At 72.9% G+C, this 15331-nt stretch carries 14 protein-coding genes; 8 read left to right on the forward strand and 6 right to left on the reverse strand.

Going from position 1 to position 15331, the window contains the following annotated elements:
• Positions 1-112: 112 nt before the first annotated feature.
• Complete coding sequence (locus tag AB0E88_RS19800; protein WP_361631989.1) at positions 113-607, reverse strand: DUF3145 domain-containing protein; 495 nt, start codon at positions 605-607, stop codon at positions 113-115.
• Between the two features lie 328 nt (positions 608-935).
• Between AB0E88_RS19800 and AB0E88_RS19805 the strand changes: the two genes are divergently transcribed.
• Together AB0E88_RS19805 and AB0E88_RS19810 are read left to right on the forward strand one after the other, a co-directional pair.
• Entirely contained in the window at positions 936-1826 is an 891-nt protein-coding gene (locus AB0E88_RS19805) for an SGNH/GDSL hydrolase family protein (protein ID WP_361631991.1), read from the forward strand.
• Between the two features lie 31 nt (positions 1827-1857).
• Complete coding sequence (locus AB0E88_RS19810) at positions 1858-2829, forward strand: aldose epimerase family protein (protein ID WP_361631993.1); 972 nt, start codon at positions 1858-1860, stop codon at positions 2827-2829.
• An 88-nt stretch (positions 2830-2917) separates the two neighbouring features.
• On the opposite strand, the gene AB0E88_RS19815 is transcribed toward AB0E88_RS19810, so the two are convergent.
• Positions 2918-5362, reverse strand: coding sequence for a glycoside hydrolase family 3 C-terminal domain-containing protein (locus AB0E88_RS19815; protein WP_361631995.1), 2445 nt, complete (start codon positions 5360-5362; stop codon positions 2918-2920).
• Positions 5363-5464: 102 nt separating this feature from the next.
• Here AB0E88_RS19815 and AB0E88_RS19820 point away from each other — a divergent pair, with 102 nt between their 5' ends.
• Positions 5465-6046, forward strand: coding sequence for a TetR/AcrR family transcriptional regulator (locus AB0E88_RS19820; RefSeq protein WP_361631997.1), 582 nt, complete (start codon positions 5465-5467; stop codon positions 6044-6046).
• A gap of 194 nt (positions 6047-6240) precedes the next feature.
• Positions 6241-7491, forward strand: coding sequence for a pyroglutamyl peptidase (locus AB0E88_RS19825; RefSeq protein WP_361631999.1), 1251 nt, complete (start codon positions 6241-6243; stop codon positions 7489-7491).
• Here AB0E88_RS19825 and AB0E88_RS19830 read toward each other — a convergent pair.
• Together AB0E88_RS19830 and AB0E88_RS19835 are read right to left on the reverse strand one after the other, a co-directional pair.
• Positions 7442-8269 (reverse strand): EI24 domain-containing protein, encoded by an 828-nt coding sequence (locus AB0E88_RS19830; RefSeq protein ID WP_361632001.1) that lies wholly within the window; start codon positions 8267-8269, stop codon positions 7442-7444. The two genes, AB0E88_RS19825 and AB0E88_RS19830, sit on opposite strands and share 50 nt — an antisense overlap.
• Positions 8270-8474: 205 nt before the next feature.
• On the reverse strand, positions 8475-8912 hold the full coding sequence (locus AB0E88_RS19835; protein WP_361632003.1) for a MarR family transcriptional regulator: 438 nt from the start codon (positions 8910-8912) through the stop codon (positions 8475-8477).
• Between the two features lie 102 nt (positions 8913-9014).
• Between AB0E88_RS19835 and AB0E88_RS19840 the strand changes: the two genes are divergently transcribed.
• Both AB0E88_RS19840 and AB0E88_RS19845 read left to right on the forward strand, forming a co-directional pair.
• Positions 9015-10043 (forward strand): NADP-dependent oxidoreductase, encoded by a 1029-nt coding sequence (locus AB0E88_RS19840; protein ID WP_361632005.1) that lies wholly within the window; start codon positions 9015-9017, stop codon positions 10041-10043.
• 98 nt (positions 10044-10141) lie between these two features.
• The gene (locus AB0E88_RS19845) at positions 10142-10561 is read left to right on the forward strand and encodes an organic hydroperoxide resistance protein (protein ID WP_361632007.1); all 420 of its coding nucleotides are present in this window, start codon (positions 10142-10144) and stop codon (positions 10559-10561) included.
• Between the two features lie 117 nt (positions 10562-10678).
• Here AB0E88_RS19845 and AB0E88_RS19850 read toward each other — a convergent pair whose 3' ends face one another.
• Both AB0E88_RS19850 and AB0E88_RS19855 read right to left on the reverse strand, forming a co-directional pair.
• Complete coding sequence (locus AB0E88_RS19850; RefSeq protein ID WP_361632009.1) at positions 10679-11827, reverse strand: serine hydrolase domain-containing protein; 1149 nt, start codon at positions 11825-11827, stop codon at positions 10679-10681.
• A 127-nt stretch (positions 11828-11954) separates the two neighbouring features.
• On the reverse strand, positions 11955-12803 hold the full coding sequence (locus tag AB0E88_RS19855; protein WP_361632011.1) for a hypothetical protein: 849 nt from the start codon (positions 12801-12803) through the stop codon (positions 11955-11957).
• A 200-nt stretch (positions 12804-13003) separates the two neighbouring features.
• On the opposite strand from AB0E88_RS19855, the gene AB0E88_RS19860 reads away from it, so the two are divergent.
• Both AB0E88_RS19860 and AB0E88_RS19865 read left to right on the forward strand, forming a co-directional pair.
• On the forward strand, positions 13004-14161 hold the full coding sequence (locus tag AB0E88_RS19860) for a mandelate racemase/muconate lactonizing enzyme family protein (protein WP_361632013.1): 1158 nt from the start codon (positions 13004-13006) through the stop codon (positions 14159-14161).
• A complete protein-coding gene (locus tag AB0E88_RS19865) occupies positions 14158-15162 on the forward strand; it encodes an alcohol dehydrogenase catalytic domain-containing protein (RefSeq protein WP_361632015.1) in 1005 nt (334 codons plus the stop codon). The genes AB0E88_RS19860 and AB0E88_RS19865 overlap by 4 nt, the downstream gene beginning before the upstream one ends.
• The last annotated feature ends 169 nt before the right edge of the window (positions 15163-15331 follow it).

The raw sequence follows: 15331 nt of genomic DNA on the forward strand, positions 1-15331 counted from the left end.
GCCCGGTCCCCCTCGGTGGGGTCCGGGCCATCGCCGTTGTGTGTACCGACGTCCGCGGGGTGCGGGCCGTCCGTGGTTGCTCGCGCCGTTCCCCGCGCCCCTTTCGGGTGCTTCACACCACCTGGTGCAGCCAGCGGACGGGGGCGCCTTCACCGGCGTAGCGGAACGGCTCCAGTTCGTCGTCCCAGGGCTTGCCGAGGAGTCTGGCGATCTCGGCCTCGAGGTCGGTCTCGTCGCGCTGGGAGCGCAGCAGGGCGGCGCGCAGGCGGTCCTCGGGGATGAGGATGTCGCCGTGGATGCCGGTGACGGCGTGGAAGATGCCGAGGTCGGGGGTGCAGGAGTAGCGCTCGCCCTCGGCGCTCGCGCAGGGTTCGGCGGTCACCTCGAAGCGCAGCAGGTGCCAGCCGCGCAGCGCGGAGGCCAGTTTGGAGGCGGTGCCCGCCTCGCCCTGCCAGGAGAACTCCGAGCGCCAGGTGCCGGGCGCGGCGGGCTGCCGGATCCAGTCGAGGTTGACGCGCGTGCCGAGCACCCCGGCGACGGCCCACTCGACGTGCGGGCACAGCGCGCGCGGCGCGGAGTGCACGTACAGAACTCCACGTGTCGTCACCGGGACCTCCGGGCAGGCGGGTCGTCTTGCGGGCGGGGCGGCGGCCGTCGGGCCACGCTGATGGCGAGGCTACCGTGCGGCGGCGCAAGGAGTGTGACGTACCGTCGGTCCCGGCGCCCGGAAACGTCCGCCATTCACCCGTGGGGACGCTTGGGACGGGCCCGGTGCACCGGGTGCCGGGGCGGCGCGCACGGGCGTGCCGTGGCCCGGACGGTCCGCCGGGCGGGCCCGAACGGCGGTGTGAGCCGTTGCACGGCACGGCGGGGAACTCCCGCGCGTTGTCATGCTGGGAGGAGTCTGCCGGACGAGGTGAGGGGATCTGCTGCGGATGCGGAAGCGAAGCCACCGGGCGCGGGCCGTCGCTGCGGCCGTGGCGGCCGTCGTGCTCGGCGCCGCGGGCTGTGACGCGGTCGGCGGGCACTCCCCTGGCGGTCGGGCGGGCTCGGCGCGTCCGTCGCCGGCGCCGTCGTGGAACACCGCACCGGACTCGGTCGCCGCGGTGGGCGACTCCATCACCCGCGGTTTCGACGCCTGCTCGGTGCTGTCGGACTGCCCGGAGGTGTCCTGGGCGACCGGCAGCAGCCCGGGGGTCGACTCCCTGGCCGTGCGGCTGCTCGGCCGGGAGCGGGCGGCCACCCACAGCTGGAACTTCGCGGTGACGGGGGCTCGGATGGCCGACCTGCCGGCCCAGATGGCGCAGGCGGCGGCACACCGGCCGCAGTTGGTGACGGTCATGGCGGGCGCGAACGACGCCTGCCGGGACAGTACGGCGGCGATGACGTCCGTGGCCGACTTCCGTGCCCGGTTCGAGCAGGCCCTGCGCACACTGCGGGAGAGCCTGCCCAGGGCGCAGGTGTTCGTGGCGAGCGTGCCCGATCTGAAGCGGCTGTGGTCGCAGGGGCGGACCAACGCGCTCGGCAAGCAGATCTGGAAACTGGGCATCTGCCCGTCGATGCTGGGTGACGCGGATTCCTTCAGCGCGGCGGCGACCCTGCGCCGGAACACTGTGCAGGACCGGGTGGAGGCGTACAACGCGGTGCTGAAGGACGTGTGCGCCAAGGACCGGTACTGCCGCTTCGACGGCAACGCGGTGCACGACTTCCGGTTCGGCACCGAGCAGTTGAGTCACTGGGACTGGTTCCACCCGAGCACGGACGGCCAGGCCCGGCTGGCGGAGATCGCCTACCGCACGGTGACGGCCAAGCAGCCGGTGACGTGAGATCCGTACGACAGGGCCTAGGGTTTCCCACATGGGCGAACTTTTCGGCACACTTTCCGACGGCACACCGGTGCACCGCTGGACGCTGGAACGCGCGGGCGTGCGCGTGCGGGTCCTGTCGTACGGCGGGGTCGTGCAGTCGGCCGAGGCCGCGGACCGTCAGGGGCGTGCCGGGAACGTGGTGCTCGGGTTCGACGACCTCGACGGGTATCTCACCCACCCCGAGCCGCATCTCGGTGCGCTGATCGGGCGGTACGCCAACCGGATCGCCGGGGCCCGCTTCGTCCTGGACGGGCGGACTTACCCGCTCGTGGCGAACGAGGGCCCCAACACGCTGCACGGCGGTGAGCGCGGCTTCGACAAGCGCGTGTGGGACGTGGAGCCGGTGGAGCACGGGCTGCGGCTGACCCGGGTCAGCCCGCACGGCGAGGAGGGCTTCCCGGGCCGCCTGGAGGTCACGGCGACGTACACGCTGGACGCATCCGGTGCCCTGCATCTGGCCTACGAGGCGGTCACCGACGCGCCGACCGTGGTGAACCTGACCAACCACAGTTACTTCAACCTGGCCGGGTCGGGGCGCGCGGACGGGCACGAACTGCGCCTGGCGGCCTCCCGCTACACCCCGGTCGACGCCGCTTCGATCCCGACCGGCGACCTCGCGGACGTCACCGGCACCCGCTTCGACTTCCGCACCCCGCGCAGGACGGGCTCCGGTTACGACCACAACTTCGTGCTGGACAAGGGCGTCACATCCGCCCCGGTGGAGGTGGCCGAGCTGTACGACCCGGCGTCGGGCCGGGTGGTGACGGTGGCGACGACCGAGCCGGGGCTGCAGCTGTACACCGCCGACCATCTGGGTGCGCCGTTCCTGCCCGGGGGCGGTGTCGCGCTGGAGACCCAGCACTTCCCGGACTCCCCGAACCGGCCGGAGTTCCCGAGCACGGTGCTCAGGCCGGGCGAGGTGTACCGCTCGGAGACGGTGTACGGGTTCTCCGCACGCTGAACGGCGTGAGCCCCGGCCCAGGGGTCAGGTCCCGGACCGGGGCTGCTGGTGGGGGGCCGTCCCCTGTCAGGTGGGGCGGCGTCCCGGATCAGACGTTAATCGTGGCGGCGATGCGGCGGTCGGCGATCGAGCGTCCGGCCTGGATCTCGTACGAACCCTTCACAAATGACCATGAGTTGGTCGTCTCGTCCCAGATCTCGAAGGCGCGGCGCGGCAGCTCGACGACCGCCTCGGCGACCTCGCCGGGCCCGGCCTCGACGCCCGCGAAGCCGGCCAGCCACCGCGCCGGGCGGCTCGCGTCGGGCTCGACGGGCGCGAGGTAGAGCTGCACGACCTCGCGCCCGGACCGGTGGCCGCGGTTGCGCACCCGCACGGTCACCGTCGTGCCGTCCGTCTCGACCGCCTCGTAGGTCCAGTCGGTGTAGCCGAGGCCGTGGCCGAAGGGGTAGGCCGGGGTGCGGCCCTCCTTCTCCCAGGCCCGGTAGCCGATGAACACGTCCTCGTCGTAGTCGAGCCGGCCGTCGGCGGGCACGACCCGGGTGACCGGCGCGTCCCCCAGGGAGCCCCAGGTGGTGGGCAGCCGGCCGCCCGGCTCGTACGCGCCGGTGAGCACGTCGGCCAGGGCGGCGCCGCCCTCCTGGCCGGGGAACCAGCTCAGCAGTACGGCCGCGACCTGCTCGCGCCAGGGCAGTTCCACCGGGGAGCCGGAGTTGACGACCACGACGGTGTTCGGGTTGGCGGCGGCGACCGCGCGCACCAGGTCGTCCTGGTGGCCGGGGAGTTCCAGGCTGGTGCGGTCGAAGCCCTCGGACTCCACGCGCTCGGTGGTGGCGACCACGACGACGGCGGTGTCGGCGGCGCGGGCGGCCTCGACGGCCTCGGCGATCAGCTCCTCCGGGTCGCGCTGCGGCGCCTGGTGGGCGAGCGCGAACAGGACGGCCTTCAGCGGCGCGCCCTTCTGCTGCTCGACGACGTGGGTCAGGGAGACCTCGACGGGCTCACCGGCGCGCAGGTCGGCCTGGGTGCGCGGCACCGGGGAGCCGAAGAAGGCCTCGAAGGGGTCGCTGTCGTCGGCCGGGGGCTGGACCCCGTCGAAACAGGTCGTGCCGTCGACGCGGAGCGTGAAGGTGCCGGTGCCGCGGATGCCGAAGGTGTGCGGGCCGCCCTCGCGCGGGGTGAAGGTGCCGGTCAGTTCGACGGAGTGCAGCCGGTCGTGGATGACGCCCTCGGGCAGGTCCGCGCCGAGCCACTGGAGCTGCCCGTTCGGGGCGGAGGCGGTGCCGATGACCTCGCCGTTCTCGTCGCGGCAGACGGCCCGCAGCGTGAAGCCCCGGTCGGCGACGGAGAGTTCGGTGGCGGGGTCGGCGCCGAGAACGTGGCGGACGGCGCCGTCGGGCAGGGCGGCGGTGAGGCCGTCGAGCGGGGAGACGACGTGGGCCGGGAAGACGGTGGCGGAGCCACCGCCGAGGACGCGGGCGTCGCGGGCGGCGGCGCCGATGAGGGCGACGGTGCGGCCGGGCTTCAGCGGCAGCGCGGCGCCCTCGTTGCGGACGAGGACGAAGGAGCGGCGGGCGATCTCGCGGGCGAGCGCGTCGCCGTCGACGGTGCCGGGGAGCTCGGTGACGGCCGGTTCGGCACCGGCGAGGGCGCCGGCGCGCGCGGCGAGCCGCAGGACGCGGCGTACGGCGTCGTCGACGGCGCTCTCGGTGACCTCGCCGTCGCGTACGGCCCGGGCGAGGGCCTCGCCGTAGACGGTCTGCGGCCCGGGCATCGCCACGTCGAGGCCGCCGGCGAGGGCACCGGTGGTGTCGCGGGCGGCGAACCAGTCGGAGACGTTGAAGCCGTCGAAGCCCCACTGGCCGCGCAGCACCTCGTTCACCAGGTGGTGGTGCTCGGTCATGGTGGTGCCGTTGACCGCGTTGTAGGCGGTCATGATCCCCCACGGGCGGGCGTTCGCCACGATCGCCTCGAAGGGCGCCAGGTACAGCTCGCGCAGGGCGCGCTCGGAGACGCGGTTGTCGACGGTGAAGCGGTCGGTCTCGGCGTCGTTGGCGACGAAGTGCTTGACGGTGGTGCCGACGCCGCCGGACTGCACTCCTCGGACATAGCCGGTGCCGATGCGGCCGGTGAGGTACGGGTCCTCGCTGTAGGCCTCGAAGTGGCGGCCGCCGAGCGGGGAGCGGTGCAGGTTGACGGTGGGCGCGAGCAGGACGTGGACGCCCTTGCGGCGGGCCTCCTGGGCGAGCAGCACCCCGGCCCGGCGGGCGAGTTCCGGGTCCCAGGTGGCGGCGAGGGCGGTCGGGGACGGCAGGGCGACGGAGGGGTCGTCGGCGCTCCAGCGCACGCCGCGCACGCCGATCGGCCCGTCGGACAGGACGAGGGACGTCAGGCCGACCTCGGGGAGTGCGGGCAGGGACCACATGTCCTGGCCGGCCAGCAGCCGGGTCTTGGCGTCCAGATCGAGCTTGCCGAGTGCGGACTCGACGGCCGCCTCGCGGGCCTCGTCGGCCGGGGTGCGCTGGGTTCCCGCCATCGCGGTGCCTCCTCGTTGCCTGTGTGCGGATGACCCCATCGTGCACCCGCTACCTGTAGAGCGGTAGGTTTCGTTATTCTGCCGTTATGAACCGTGAAAGGCATGGCGTACGGTGACGCCATGAACGCAAGGGTCAGGAGCGAGGAGCGGCGCGCGGAGATCGTGCGGGCGGCCCTGGAGGTGATCGCCGAGCGCGGATACCGCGGGGCGAGCCTGGCCGCGGTGGCGGAGCGGGTGGGGCTGACCCAGCAGGGGCTGCTGCACTACTTCCCGACGAAGGACGCGCTGCTGGTCGCGGTGCTCAAGGAGCGGGACCAGTGGGACGCGGTGCCGGACAGCCAGTGGCGCCTGGACCTGCTCGCCTCCCTGGTCGAGTACAACGCGATGCGCCCCGGCATCGTCCAGACCTTCTCGGCGCTGCTCGGGGAGAGCGTCACGGAGGAGCACCCGGCCCGCGCCTACTTCACCGACCGCTACCGCCGGGTGCGGGAGAACATGGCGGCCGTCCTGCGCGCCGCGTACGGCGACCGCCTGCCCAACGGCCTCACCCCCGAACGTACCGCCCCGCTGCTGGTCGCCGTGATGGACGGCCTGCAGTACCAGTGGCTGCTGGACCCGGAGACGGTGGACATGCCGGGCGCGTTCCGGGACTTCCTGCGCCTGCTGGGCGAGCCGGCGGACTGAGCGTCACTGCCCCCACACGTGGGCGAGCGCCTTGGTGAGCACGCACACGACTCCCAGGGCGAGCGCCCGTGCCGGTGCTCTCGCCGGCCCGCCGGTCTGACCGACAACACCATGGTGTCCGCCACTTCCGTCACGCGATACTGCGCTCGTCCCGCGAGTACGCACCCCACGGCGACGGAAGGACGACAACCGCCTTGATTCCCTCACGCGTTCACGCGGCCGCCCTCGGACTGGCCCTCACCGCGGCCCTGGCCGCCCCCACCGCCGTCTCGGCGGCGCCCTCGCCGCCCCTCGCCCCGACCGTCGAGGAGCAGCGCCTCGACCGGGCGGCACCGCAGGAGATCCTGCGGCGGTCCGGATTCGACGCCGTGGCGGCGGAGTTCAGCCGGGCGCTGAGGCGCGCGCACTCCTGCGCGCAGGCGCGCCAAGTCGTCCTGCGGGAAGGGGGCGCGCTGTGGCGGCGGGCCGTGGAGCGGGCACAGGGGCGTGGGCCGGCCGGCGGGGACATCAGCCGGGACGACGACCGGCCGCTGTACTGGGCCCGGCTGGGCATGACCCGCGAACTGCGGACGTGGCAGCCCGGCTTCGCACTCGGTGAGGCCCAACGAGACGCTCTGCTGGACGACTTGGAGCGCACATCGCGCGGGCAGACCGATGTCCGGTATCCGGGGGCCGCGCAGGGGATGAAGCGGGTCCTCGTCACCGGGTTCGACCCGTTCACGCTCGACCGGGACATCCGCATCTCCAACCCGTCCGGCGCGTCCGCGCTGGCTCTGGACGGCACGGTGATCGAGACGGCCGGCGGTCCGGCGCGGGTGGAGACCGTGGTGTTCCCGGTGCGCTGGCGGGACTTCGCGCAGGGGACGGTGGAGCGGGCGCTGCGGCCGTATCTGCCGCGGGTGGATCTGTTCACGACCGTGAGCCAGGGCCGCGTCGGGCGCTTCGACGTCGAGCGCACCAACGGGGCCTGGCGGGGCGGCTCCCCGGACAACGACAACACCGGAACGGCCGGACCGGTCCCGGTCGGCGATCCGGCGACGCAGCCGCAGTGGACGACGACGACCCTCCCGTACGCCCGGATCACGGCGGCGGACACGGGCCGGTTCCCGGTGTACGACAACACGTCCGTGACCGAGATCCCGGCGGGCGGCGGTGAGCCGGTGGAACGGCCGGACGGGCCGACGCCGGGGTCGGTGGCGCGGGCCGGGGGCGGCGGGAACTACCTGTCCAACGAGATCGCCTACCGGGCGACGCTGCTGCGCGACCGGCTCGGTCTGCACGACACGCTGCCCGGCGGGCACGTCCACACGCCGGTGCTGCAGTTCGGGACGGGCAACACGGATCCGGCGACGGGCGCGGTCACGGACCCGGAGTTCGTCCGCAACCGGCTGGACATCATCGCCCAGGTGCGGGCGATCCTGTCGGTGGCTGCGGGGACGGTGTAGCGGCCTCGTCCCCGTCGGGCTCGCCCTCCTGGATCTCCTCGCCCCGCAGGTCGCGCGCCAGAAGGGTGGCGCCCGCGACGGCGCCCGGCATCAGGAACACGGCGACGAAGGGGACCAGGAAGGCCAGGCCCAGGGGGGTGCCGAAGCCCCAGACGAGGAGCTTGCGCGAGCGCAGCAGGGCGAGGCGCTCGCGCAGGGCGACGCCGCGCCGCTCCAGGGCCACGGCGGCGAGTTCCTCGGTGAGGAAGAAGCCGGTGACGAAGAAGCCGAGCACCGGGATCACGGTCTGGCCCACGACGGGCACGAACCCGAGCGCGAAGAGCAGCACGCCCCAGACGGCGGCCCGGACCAGGATGCGCAGGCTGTCGCGGGCGGAGATCCACAGCTCCCGCCACAGCGGCAGGCCCGACTCGGGCGCGGTGCCGTCGGGGGACACGTCGCGGTCGACCTTCTCGGAGAGGTTCTCGTAGAAGGGCTGGCCGATCAGCAGCGTGACGGCGGTGAAGGACAGGACGGCGAGGAGCAGGCCGAGCGCGAAGAGCACGGCGGTGAGGAAACCCCGGAACAGGCCCTGCCAGGGGCTGGTCCAGTCGTCGGCGAACGGCGTCGACCACGCGACGAAGTCCTCGCCCCACAGCGCCAGCGCGACGAGCGCCGCGGCGTACAGCACGAGCGTCACGAGGCCGGGCAGCAGCCCGAACCCGTACTGCTTGCCGTGCCGGGCCACCCACCGCTGGCCTTTGAGCAGATAGCCGAAGCCCACCCCGAGATCACGCATACCGGCACTCTAGCGATCCCCCCAACGGGCACGGTGTCCGCCCGCCCTGCCCAAGGCCAGAACCAGGACCAGGGCAGGGAGCGCACCCCGTCTTGCCGGGGTGTGAGCCCCGGGGCCGTGTCACGGTGCTCGGGGCGTGGGGCGTGGGTCCCTGGGCCGCCGCCCCGGTTCGCGGGGTGCGGGTTCGGGTGCTCGCCGGGTCGGGTCAGTGCGTCAGCATTCTGCGGAGCAGGTCCCGGAGGGACTCGCGTTCCGTGTCGGAGAGGGCGGCCAGGGGTTCGCGCGCGAAGCGCAGGCCGTCGCGGAGGTCGTGGGCGACCCGGCGGCCCTCCTCGGTGGCGGCCGCCAGCTTCACCCGGCGGTCCGCGGGGTCCGGACGGCGTTCGACCAGGCCGCGCGCCTCCAGCCGGTCCACGATCCCGGTGACGTTGGACGGCTCGCACTTCAGCTTCTGCGCCAGCTTGCGCATCGGCAGCGGCTCCAGGGACAGCAGGCTGAGCAGGCGCGCCTGGGCGCCGGTCAGCGCGTGCTCGCCCGCCGCCTCCTCGTAGTCCGCGTAGAAGCGGGCCACGACGTCCCCGATGAGCTCGACGACCTCGAGGCTCAGCGGGTCGGGGCGGCGGGAGGGGTGTGGGGTGGCCATGGTCTCCAGGATACCCGGTTACTTGACAACCTGAAATATTCAGGAGCATCGTTGTTTCAGGTAGTGAAGTAAATCGCCTGAACCCCACCGAAAGGCCCTGTCATGATCAACCGCGAATGGCACCTGCTCAGCCGCCCCGTCGGCTGGCCGAAGCCCGAGGACTTCGCCCTGGTCGAGGCGGAGGTACCGCAGCCGGGTGAGGGCCAGGTCCTGGTACGGAACAAGTACCTCTCCGTGGACCCGTACATGCGCGGCCGGATGAGTGCCGCGAAGTCCTACGCCGCCCCGTTCGAGCTCGGCAAGGCCATGCAGGGCGGCGCGGTCGGCGAGGTGATCGAGTCGAACGCCGAGGGCATCGCGGCCGGCGACCACGTCCTGCACTTCTTCGGCTGGCGCGAGTACGCCGTCTTCGACGCGAAGCACGCGGTCAAGGTCGGCCCGACCGCCGTACCGTCCGTCAAGGTCGACCCCGAGGGCGTACCCCTGTCGGCCTACCTCGGCGTGCTCGGCATGACCGGCCTGACCGCCTACGCCGGCCTGCTGCGCACCGCGTCCTTCAAGGAGGGCGACGCCGTCTTCGTCTCCGGCGCGGCCGGGGCCGTCGGCAGCCAGGTCGGGCAGATCGCCAAGCTCAAGGGCGCCTCCCGGGTCATCGGCTCGGCCGGCTCCGACGAGAAGGTCAAGCTCCTGGTCGAGGAGTACGGCTTCGACGCCGCGTTCAACTACAAGAACGGCCCCGTGAGCGAGCAGCTGCGCGCCGCCGCCCCCGACGGGATCGACGTGTACTTCGACAACGTCGGCGGGGACCACCTGGAGGCCGCCATCGGCTCCCTGAACGAAGGCGGCCGGATCGCGGTCTGCGGGATGATCTCGGTCTACAACAACACCGAGCCCGCCCCCGGCCCGAAGAACCTCGCCCGCCTCATCCAGACCCGCGGCCGCATCGAGGGCTTCCTGGTCGGCGACCACTACGACCTGCAGCCGCAGTTCGTCCAGGAGGTCGGCCCGTGGGTCGCCTCGGGCGAGCTGAAGTACCGGGAGACCGTGGTCGAGGGCGTCGAGAACACCCTCGATGCGTTCCTCGGGGTCCTGCGCGGCGACAACATCGGAAAGATGGTCGTCAAGCTCTAGCCTTCCGGCGCTTTCCGGTATGCGGTAACTTCTTTCCGAAATCCGTCGCCGATCGTGGGCGCGAGTCGCGGCGGACCGAGGAGGAGGAAGACAACCGCATGTCCATCCAGCAGTCCGACGTCCTGTACACCGCCGTCGCCACCGCCGAGAACGGCCGCGACGGCCGTGTCTCCACCGACGACGGCAAGCTCGACGTCGTCGTCAACCCGCCCGTCGAGATGGGCGGCAGCGGCGCCGGCACCAACCCGGAGCAGCTGTTCGCCGCCGGCTACAGCGCCTGCTTCCAGGGCGCGCTCGGCGTCGTCGCCCGCCAGGAGGGCGCCGACGTCTCCGGCTCGACCGTCACCGCGAAGGTCGGCATCGGCAAGAACGACGACGGCTTCGGCATCATCGTCGAGATCTCCGCGACCATCCCGAACGTGGACGCGGAGACCGCCGCGAGCCTGGTGAAGAAGGCGCACGAGGTGTGCCCGTACTCCAAGGCGACGCGGGGCAACATCACCGTGACGCTCGTCTGAGTCCGGGTCTCGTCTGCCGGGTGCGGGTTCTCCGCCGGGTGCGGGGCGTGGGGGCTGGTCGCTCGGTTCCCCGCACCGCCCTACAGGGCTTCCGCGCCCGGCATGCGCATGTCGCCGTCAGCCCGTTTCCAGCGCCGCCCGGTGTACGGCCCTGACCAGGCGGTCGTTCTCCGGTGCCGCCCCTCCCGGGTAGGCGATGCGGCGGCGGGTGTAGCCGTAGGCGAGGCCGCTGCGGGGGTCGGCGAAGGCCTGGGAGCCCCCCGCGCCGCTGTGCCCGAAGGAACCGGCGCCCAGGTACGGGTGCCACGGGTCCGAGGTCGCCTGGAAGCCGAGGCAGAAGGCCTTGTGGGTGCGGGCCACCACGTCGTAGCCCACGGAGTGGATCTGGCCGACCTCGGCGACGGTGTCCGGCTTCAGCAGCGGCGGCCTGTCGTCCACCTCGCTGATCGCCGCCGCGTACATCTTCGCCAGACCCCGCGCGGAGGCCACGCCGCCCGCAGACGCCGGCCCCTTGGCGCGCACCAGGGGGGAGTTGGCGTACCCGTCCATCGTCCCCGGCTCGGGCACCTGGGTGTTGAAGGCGATCGAGGCGAGCGTGTGCGGCCCGGCCGGCCGTGCGTCCAGCTCGGCCTGCTGCTCCGGGGTCGGGGCCATCGGCTGCACCGTCCGCACGCGCGGCTCCTCGGACTGCGGCAGGCCCAGGTAGAAGTCCAGCGCGTACGGCGCGCGCACCCGCTCCTCGTAGACCTCCTGGAGGGTGTGGCCCGTCGCGCGGCGGACCACCTCGCCGGTGAGGGCGCCGATGGTGGACGCGTGGTAGCCGAAGGCCGTGCCGGGCCGCCAGTACGGCTTCTGGTCCGCGAGCCGTTCGGCGACCGCGCGGTCGTCGGCCAGTTCCTCCGCGGAGAACCCGGCGTCGATCCCGATGAGCCCGGCCCGGTGGGCGAGCAGGTCCCGCAGGGTCACCGTGCCCTTGCCCTCGGCGCCGAACTCGGGCCAGTAGTACGTCACCTTGCGGTCCAGCTCCAGGGTGCCGTCCTGGACCAGGAGCGCGACCACGAGATGCGCGGCCCCCTTGGTGGAGGAGAACACGCCGTACAGGGAGTCGGCGGCGTTGCCCGCCCACAGGTCCACGACCCGGCGCCCGTGCACGTACGCGCACAACTGGCCTTCGTAGTCGGGCCGTTCCGTGGCGACGAACGCCTCGAACTCCTCGCGCACGGCCTCGAAGCCGTCGGCCACGGCGCCGTGAATCTCCTGACCCATCCGCTCTCCTCCCCTGGACTCCGCCTCCCATGGTGCCGGACGGAGATCATGTCGGTGGTGCTCCACGCCGGTTACGCGCAGACGGGTACGGCGACGGGCGCCCGTTCGACTCAACGGCCGAGCTCGCTCAGGTGCACCACCACAGGAACCGGTTGCAGGTGTGCGTCGGTTCGGGGGCCGGGGCCGGGGGCTGGGTCGTCGGCGCGGGCGGACGGGTGGGCTCCGGGGCGGGGCCTTCGGTCCGGGTCGCCGAGGGGGCGGAACGGGGGGTGCCGTGCGCGGCCGGGGCGCCGCTGCTCGCACTGGCGCCGGCGCTCGGGGTCGGCGCGCTGCCCGACGGGGAGGGCGAGGCGGACGTGGAGGGGCCCGGCGACGCGGACGCGGAGTGCGTGTCCGACGCCGGGACCTGGTGCGGGCGGGACGACTCGTCCGCGCCGGGCTGCGCGTCACCGCCGGCCGCGCCGTCCGGCGACCGGTCGCCGGCCGCCGCCGGGTCGGGGGCGGAGAAGCCGGGGGCGTCGGTGCCCAGTTCGGCCAGGCTCAGCCCACCGGCGGCCAGCACGAACCCGGCGGCGATGAGCAGGGTGCGGCGGCGGCGCCTGCGGTGCGCGGCGGCCTTGCGGTCCCGGCGGCTCCCGCCCTCCCCGCCGCGCCCGGCGCCGGCGGCACGGCCCGCGCCGCGCCCTGCGGTGGACGCGCGGTCCGCGCCGGGCCCTGCGGTGGCGTTGCGCAGGCGCCGGCCGGCGGGGGCGTCCAGCGTGGCGTCCGGCGCCTCCAGTTCCTCCGGATCCCGCGTGCCCCCCGTGCTTCGCGTGCCCTCCGTGCCCGGGTCCCCGTACTCGTACGTGGTCCCGTAGGCGTACCCCTCCCCCGCCTGCTCCTCGGTGCGGGTGCGCAGTTGGTCCACCGGCACGCCGCAGCCGGGGCAGGCGAGGGCGCCGTTGAGGTGGCGGTGACAGGAGTGGCAGAAGTCCATGACGCGGGAAGACTAGGTGCGCCCTGGGTAACGTTCCTAGGCACCGCTGTGAATGTTGTGTGGGAAGGCAAGCGTCCGCTCACCGAAAGTCCCGGAACCGTTACCCGTCCGACCCCTTGACGCTGCCACCGCCCCTTCCTTACTGTCACGCCAGCATTTCGAACGTGTGACGAAATCTCGAACAGCGAAGGGCAACTGCCGTGCGCATCACCGGAATCAGCACACACGTGGTCGGTACGCCGTGGCGCAACCTGACCTACGTCCAGGTGCACACCGACGAGGGGCTGACCGGAGTCGGGGAGACCCGGATGCTGGGCCACACCGACGCCCTCCTCGGCTACCTCAAGGAGGCCGAGGCCAACCACATCCTCGGCTCCGACCCGTTCGCCGTCGAGGACCTCGTCAAGCGGATGAAGTACGGCGACTACGGGCGGGCCGGCGAGATCGTGATGTCCGGGATCGCCGTGGTCGAGATGGCCTGCTGGGACATCAAGGGCAAGGCCCTCGGTGTGCCGGTGTGGCAGCTGCTGGGCGGCAAGGTCACCGACCGGGTCAAGGCGTACGCCAACGGCTGGTACACCACCGAGCGCACCCCGGAGGCGTACCACAAGGCCGCGCAGGGGGTCGTGGAGCGCGGGTACCGGGCGCTGAAGATCGACCCCTTCGGCACCGGGCACTTCGAGCTGGACCACCGGCAGACCCTGTACGCGGTCTCGCTGATCGAGGCGGTGCGCGACGCCATCGGTCCAGAGACCGAGCTGATGCTGGAGATGCACGGCCGCTTCTCCCCCGCCACCGCGGTGCGGCTCGCCAAGGAGATGGCGCCCTTCCAGCCGGCCTGGCTGGAGGAGCCGGTGCCGCCGGAGAATCTGAAGGCGCTGGAGAAGGTGGCCGCGAAGGTCGACATCCCGGTGGCCACGGGTGAGCGCATCCACGACCGCATCGAGTTCCGGGAGCTGTTCGACAGCCAGGCCGTGGACATCATCCAGCCGGACCTCGGCCACATCGGCGGCATCTGGGAGACACGCAAGCTCGCGGCGACCGCGGAGACCCACTACATGCTCATCGCCCCGCACAACGTGGGCGGTTCGGTGCTCACCGCGGCCTCCCTCCAGGTCGGTTTCACCTCGCCGAACTTCAAGATCCTCGAACACTTCAACGACTTCGCCGACGCCGAGATCAAGAAGGTCGTCAAGGGCGCGCCCGAGGTCGTCGACGGCTGGTTCCACCTCTCCGACGCGCCGGGCCTCGGCGTCGAGCTGGACGTGGACGCGGCCGCGGAGTTCCCGCAGCAGCAGGCCCGGTTCGACCTGTGGGCCGAGGGCTGGGAGAAGCGGCAGCCGAAGGGCGCACAGTGACCGTCCACGTCGTCATCGAGGCGCCCGGCGAGCACCGCATCGCCGCACACACCCCGCGCGCGCCGGAGGCCGGCGAGGCGCTGGTGCGGGTGCACTCGGCCGGGATCTGCGGCAGCGACCGCGAGGTCTACCAGGGCAACCGGCCCGAGGGGTACGTCCGTTACCCGCTGACGCCGGGACACGAGTGGTCCGGGACCGTCGAGGCCGTCGGCCCGGGTGTCCCCGCGGGCCTGGCCGGGCGCAAGGTGGTCGGCGAGGGCTTTCGCAACTGCCAGGTGTGCGACCGCTGCCACGCCGGCGAGACGACGCTGTGCACCGACGGGTACGAGGAGACGGGGTTCACCCAGCCCGGCGCGATGGCGCCGACGCTGACCCTGCCGGCCCGGCTGCTGCACGTACTGCCCGACGACGCCGACCTGACGGCTGCCGCCCTGCTGGAGCCGGCCGCCTGTGTCGCGGCCGCCGCGCTCAAGGCGAACGCCCGGCCCGGGGAGCGGGTCGCGGTGGTCGGCACCGGGACGCTCGGCATGTTCGCCGTGCAGTTCCTGCGCGCCGGGTCCCCGGCCGAACTGCTGGCCGTGGGCACCAGGAGGGACCGGGAGGCACTGGCGCGGCAGTTCGGCGCCACCGACTTCCGCACCAAGGAGCAGGATCTTCCCGGGGACTTCGACGTCGTCATCGAGACCGCCGGGTCCGCCGACGCGGCCCGGACGGCCTCGGCGCTGCTGCGGCGGGGCGGGCGGCTGGTGCTGACCGGCATCCCGGCGCCGGGCGCCGACGGTCTCGACCCGACCGATCTCGTCGTACGGCAGCTGGAGGTGCACACCGTCTTCGGAGCGCCGCCCGACGCCTGGTCGCACACGGTGCGGGTGTTCGCCGCCGGGCTGCTGGATCCGGTGCCGCTGGTGACGCACGAACTGCCGCTCACCGAATTCCCGCGGGCCATGGAGCTGGTGGGGTCGGGCGATCCGAAGGTGGGCAAGGTTCTTCTGCATCCGTAGCGCCCGCCGTGCAGACGTACGCCGGTACGAGGGTGACCTGACGGCCTTCGTACCGGCGTACCACCAGCCCCGTACGCCATGAGCCGCGCAGTCCGTACGCCATGAGCCGCGAACCGCGTCCGACATATCGAACGTCCAGGGCTTCTGGACACCAGGACACTAAGGACAA

This window comes from Streptomyces sp. NPDC028635, from assembly GCF_040637635.1.
Lineage (GTDB): Bacteria > Actinomycetota > Actinomycetes > Streptomycetales > Streptomycetaceae > Streptomyces.